We start from the raw sequence: 5,037 nt of genomic DNA on the forward strand, positions 1-5,037 counted from the left end.
CGCGGTCGTGGGGGGGGGGGGGGGCCGGGGCGGGCGCGTGTTTGGCCCGTGGCGGTGGCGAGCTAGTGTTGGGGGGGGGGGGGGGGCGCCCCCCCCACTTTTGCGCCGCATTCGCTTTATTGGATTGGTGGTTTCAGCGTCGACCGAAATCAATGATCTGAAGATCAAAAGCACGAACAAGCACAGACACTCGGGGGTCTTCCAGTGCTCAGGCCGGGGGTTCGAGCATCGGGCCGCCCGCGACTCCGAGCGCCCGCAGCACGCCGAGCAGGTGATCGCGCAGGACCGCCTTGGCGGTGTCCGCGGCGCCGTCGCGCACGGCGGTCGCCACCTCGGCGTGTTGCCGGGTGATGTCCGGGCGGCGGTCCTGGGTCCGGGCTCCGGCGGTGATCCGCAGTTGCCGGTCGCGCAGCGCGTTGTAGAGGTCGTCGATGATGGGGTTGGCCGCGGCGGCGACCAGCCGGGCGTGGAAGTCGCGGTCGGCCTCGTGCATCTCCGCCGTGCTCAGGCCGCTGCCGTCGCATGCCGCATGGGCGCTGAGATCCTCGCCGACCCGGCGCATCGTCGCGGGGCCGTCGGCCGCGATCTTGTCGATGGCGAAGCTCTCCAGCGCCAGCCGGGCTTCGAGGACGGCGCGGGCCTCGGTGGGGGTGACCGGGACGACCAAGGCTCCCCGCTTCGGGTAGAGCCGCAGGAAGCCTTCGGTCTGCAGCCGCAGGAAGGCCTCGCGCACCGGGGTGCGGGACATGTTCATGGCGGTGGCCACTTCGCCTTCGGACAGCAGGTGTCCGTCGGGGTAGGTGCCGTCGAGCAGCCCGGTCTTGACGTGCCGGTAGGCCCGGTCCGCGGCCGGGGGTTCCGCGCTCGCCGGGCCGGTGCCGCCGGGTGCGGCGGTGGGCGGCGGCACGTCGTGGTTCGGTGTTGCGCTCGACACGCGCCCATAGTACTGATCCGCATCTTGTATCTATGGTGGATACAAGTCGAGAGAGGTGGGTGTTCCGGTGTCGGTCGGTGTTGCCGGGGAACAGCGGGTGGCGCGATCGAGCGTCGTCCAGCGCGGGGCCTGGCTGGTGTGGGGCGTGGGTGCGGCGTGCTACTTCGTGGCGTTGTTCCACCGGGCGAGCCTGGGGGTCGCGGCGCCGGACGCGCTGGTGCGCTTCTCCGCGGGCCCGGGGGTGCTGGCGCTGTTCTCGGCGCTGCAGCTGGGCGTGTACCTGGTGCTGCAGGTGCCGTCGGGGCTGCTGGCGGACCGGTTGGGGCCGCGGCGGGTCATCACCGGCGGGGTGCTGGCGCTGGCGATCGGTTCCGCGGTGTTCGCGGTGAGCGGCTCGGTGCTGGGTGGGGTCACCGGCCGGGTGTTCATCGGTATCGGTGACGCGTTCATGTTCACCAACGTGCTGCGGTTGGCGGCGCAGTGGTTCCCGGCCGACCGGTACGGCCGGGTGGCGGCGCTGACCGGTCTGGTCGGTGGGCTCGGGCAAGTGCTCTCGACGGTGCCGTTGACCTCGGCGCTGCACGGTCTGGGCTGGGTGCCGACGTTCCTGGGGGCGGCGGGTCTGACCGCGGTGCTGGCGGTGGTGGCCGGTGCGGTGATCCGGGATCGGCCGGCCGGGTTGGGGCCCGAGGTCCCGTCGGAGGTCGGGGAGCGGATCTCCCGCACGTTGCGCGTGGTGGTGGCGCAGCGCGGCACGAAGCAGTCGTTCTGGGTGCACTTCGTGCTCCTCTCCCAGTTCTTGGCGATCACGACGTTGTGGGGTGCGCCGTGGTTGACCGGTGCGCAGGGCGTGGCTTCGTCGGCGGCCGGTGGCCTGCTGCTGGTGGCGGCGATCGGGTTCATCGCGGGCTCGTTGGTGGCGAGCCAGTGGATCGCGGGGCGCCCGCGGCGGCGGGAGCGCTACACGTTGGGGATGTCCGTGCTGGTGGTGCTGACCTGGTTGCTGGTGGTGGCGTGGCCGACGGCGATGTCGGTGCCGCTGCTGGTGGTGGTGCTGGCGGTGCTGGGCTTCGGTGGTGGTGCGGCGATGCTGGCGTTCGACGGTGCGCGGGAGTCGAACGCGGTGCACCGTTCGGGTGCGGCGTCGGGCGTGGTGAACATGGGCGGTTTCCTGGCGGGGGTGCTGATCCAGGTGCTGGTCGGATTGGTGCTGGAGGTGGTGTCGGTGCTGCCTGCGCTGGAGGCGTACCGGTGGTCGTTCGTGCCGGTGGTGGTGCTGCTGGCGGTGGGTACCGCGGGGCAGTGGGTCTGCCGGACGCGTCCGGTGGAGGTGCGGTCGTGAGGGCGCGGCGCGGCTGAGCGCGGTGCCGGTGCGCGGTTAGGGTCGCGTGATCGGTGCCGTCGGTCGGAGGAGGTCCGGGTGTCCACTGCGCTGGAGCTGCGGAATGTCGTGGGCGGGGTGCGGTCGGGAACGGTGGCGGGGGAGTCGTTGCCGTTGGTGGATCCGGCTTCGGGGGAGGAGTACGGGTCGGCTCCGCTGACGCGGTGGACCGATGTGGACGAGGTGATGGGGGTGGCGGCCGCGGCGTTCGAGGAGTGGTCGGTGACGACTCCGGGGGAGCGGCAGCGGGTGTTGTTGCGGTGGTCGGAGGAGGTGGAGCGGTCCGCGGAGCGGTTCGTGCTGGCGGAGTGCCGGAACACGGGCAAGCCGTGGGAGGTGGTGCGGTCGGGGGAGTTGCCGCGGGCGGTGGACCTGCTGCGGTTCCTCGCGGGTGCGGCGCGGTTGCAGGAGGCGGGTGCGGCGGGGGAGTACGTGCCGGGGTGCACGTCGTTCGCGCGGCGGGAGCCGATCGGGGTGTGCGCGCAGGTGGCGTCGTGGACGCATCCGTTGCTGTTGGCGGTGGCGCGGGTGGCGCCGGCGTTGGCGGCGGGGAATGCGGTGGTGTTCAAGCCTGCGGAGACGACGCCGGTGAGCGCGGTGTTGTTGGCGGAGTCGGCGGTGGGGGTGTTGCCGTCGGGGTTGTTCAACGTGATCTGCGGTGATCGGGACAGTGGTCGGGCGATGGTGGCGCACGAGGTGCCGGGGATGTTCTCGATCACGGGGACGGTGCGGTCGGGGATGGAGGTGGCGGGTGCTGCGGCGGCGGATTTGAAGCGGGCGCACTTGCAGTTGGGTGGGAAGGCGCCTGCGGTGGTGTTCGGGGATGCGGAGGTGGGTGCGGCGGCGCGGGGTATCGCGGCGGCGGCGTTCGGGGATGCGGGGCAGAGCTGTACGGCGGCGAGCCGGGTGCTGGTGGCGGAGGGCGTGTACGAGGAGTTGGTGGCGGAGTTGGCGGCGCAGGCGGAGGTGTGGCGGCCGGGTCCGCCGCAGGATCCGGATGCGGCGTTCGGTCCGTTGAACAGCGCTGGGCAGCGGGAGTTGGTGGCGGGGTACGTGGAGCGGTTGCCCGCGCATGCGCGGGTGGTGGCGGGTGGTCGTCGTCGTGGTGGGCGGGGGTTCTTCTACGAGGCGACGGTGGTGGCGGACGTGGAGCAGTCGGACGAGTTGGTGCAGCACGAGGTGTTGGGGCCGGTGGTGGTGGTGCAGCGGTTCTCCTCGGAGGAGGAGGCGGTGGAGTTGGCGAACGGGGTGCGCTACGGGTTGGTGGCGAGTGTGTGGACGCGTGATCATGCGCGGGCGATGCGGATGTCGCGGGCGTTGCAGGCCGGGACGGTGTGGGTGAACGTGCATCGGCCGTTGGTGGCGGAGATGCCGCACAGCGGGTTCAAGCATTCGGCGTCGGCGCGGGATTTCGGCCGGTTCGGGTTGGAGGAGTACAGCCGGGTGAAGCACGTGATGTCCGGTCTGGGGTGAGCGGGTGTTGGTCATGACTCCATGGTGCGGAGTCGAACAGACGTTCGCCAGTGCTCGATGGGGTGATCGTGTCAGCGGGTGGCGGTGCCGCTGTCGGTGGCGTCGCGGAGGGCGACGGAGAGCAGGGCCGCGGCGGGTCCGGTGAGGCGGTGCCCGGCGCGCCAGACGGCGTGCAGGGGGCGGTGGAGGTCGAGGCCGGTGACGGGGACTTCGACGACGTGGCCCGCGGCGAGGTCGGTGGCCACGGCGAGGGTGCTGAGCACGGCGGGTCCGGCGCCTGCGACGACGCTGTTGCGCACCGAGGTGGTGGAGTGCAGTTCGAGCAGGGGTTCGGTGGGGGTGGCGCCTGCGGTGGCGAGCGCGTGTTCGAGGGTTTCGCGGGTGCCGGAGCCGTGTTCGCGGACGATGAGCGGGGTGGCGGCGAGTTCGGTGGGGTCGAGGGGTTCGCGGCGCCGGGCCCAGCGGTGGTCGGGTGGGACGACGACGGTGAGGCGGTCGCGGGCGAGGTAGCGCACGGAGACGCCGTCGGGGACCTCGGGTGATTCGAGGAAGCCGAGGTCGGCGCGGTCGTGGCGGACGGCGTCGGTGACGGCGGTGGAGTTGGCGACGTCGAGTTCGAGGCGGAGTCCGGTGAAGGCGGTGCGCAGCGAGGTGAGCCAGCGCGGGGCGAGGTAGTCGGCGATGGTCATGCTGGCGGCGACGCGGAGGCGTTGTTCGTGGCGGGCGCGCAGGGCGTGCACGCCGGTGTGCAGGGCGTCGAGGTCGGTGAGCACGTCGCGTGCCCAGTCGAGGACGGTGCCGCCGGCGGGGGTGAGGTCGGCGCCGCGACGGGTGCGTTCGACGAGGTGGAGGCCGAGGCGGCGTTCGAGGCTGTTGAGGCGTTTGCTGGCGGAGGGTTGGCTGATCCGCAGTTGGGCGGCGGCGGCGCCGATGCTGCCGAGTTCGGCGATGAGCACGAGGAGTCGCAGGGACAGCGGGTCCGGATCTTCTGCCATGCAGCAACTGTAGCTCGCCTGGGTGTTCTGGCCCTGTGGTGATGCATTCCGGTTATGGGTTCCTGTGTGGTTGACGGCTACCGGGCGTGCGGGTGGCGGGTGAGGCTCGGGGCATGCGGACGTCGGTGGAGTTGCGTGCTGTGTGGTCGGAGCGTCGGTCGGGTGTGCTGGTGGCCGCGGCGGGGGTGCTGGTCGCGCAGCTGTTGTCGGCGTGGGTGCCGGGGGTGGGCGTGGTGACCGCTGCGGTGGTGTGG

General features: G+C 71.9%; 4 protein-coding genes. 2 read left to right on the forward strand and 2 right to left on the reverse strand.

Going from position 1 to position 5,037, the window contains the following annotated elements; translation table 11 throughout:
- Nucleotides 1–208: 208 nt before the first annotated feature.
- Nucleotides 209–934 carry a GntR family transcriptional regulator gene (locus LCD35_RS30395; RefSeq protein WP_224957456.1) on the reverse strand — a complete coding sequence of 242 codons (726 nt, stop codon included), beginning with the start codon at nucleotides 932–934 and terminating at the stop codon, nucleotides 209–211.
- A 97-nt stretch (nucleotides 935–1,031) separates the two neighbouring features.
- Between LCD35_RS30395 and LCD35_RS05270 the strand changes: the two genes are divergently transcribed.
- A complete protein-coding gene (locus tag LCD35_RS05270) occupies nucleotides 1,032–2,276 on the forward strand; it encodes a nitrate/nitrite transporter (RefSeq protein ID WP_224957457.1) in 1,245 nt (414 codons plus the stop codon).
- A gap of 78 nt (nucleotides 2,277–2,354) precedes the next feature.
- Nucleotides 2,355–3,788 (forward strand): aldehyde dehydrogenase family protein, encoded by a 1,434-nt coding sequence (locus LCD35_RS05275; RefSeq protein WP_224978377.1) that lies wholly within the window; start codon nucleotides 2,355–2,357, stop codon nucleotides 3,786–3,788.
- Between the two features lie 71 nt (nucleotides 3,789–3,859).
- Here the strand turns inward: LCD35_RS05275 and LCD35_RS05280 are convergent, their stop codons facing one another.
- A complete protein-coding gene (locus LCD35_RS05280) occupies nucleotides 3,860–4,783 on the reverse strand; it encodes a LysR family transcriptional regulator (RefSeq protein ID WP_224963312.1) in 924 nt (307 codons plus the stop codon).
- Nucleotides 4,784–5,037: the final 254 nt, after the last annotated feature.

Origin of the sequence: Saccharopolyspora sp. 6V (genome assembly GCF_020176785.1) — a bacterium.
Classification (GTDB): domain Bacteria; phylum Actinomycetota; class Actinomycetes; order Mycobacteriales; family Pseudonocardiaceae; genus Saccharopolyspora_C; species Saccharopolyspora_C gregorii.

What these genes read in the sequence shown, in the direction of transcription:
- LCD35_RS05280 (WP_224963312.1), bottom strand. Translation starts at nt 4,783, where the DNA reads ATGGCAGAAGATCCGGACCCGCTGTCCCTGCGACTCCTCGTGCTCATC.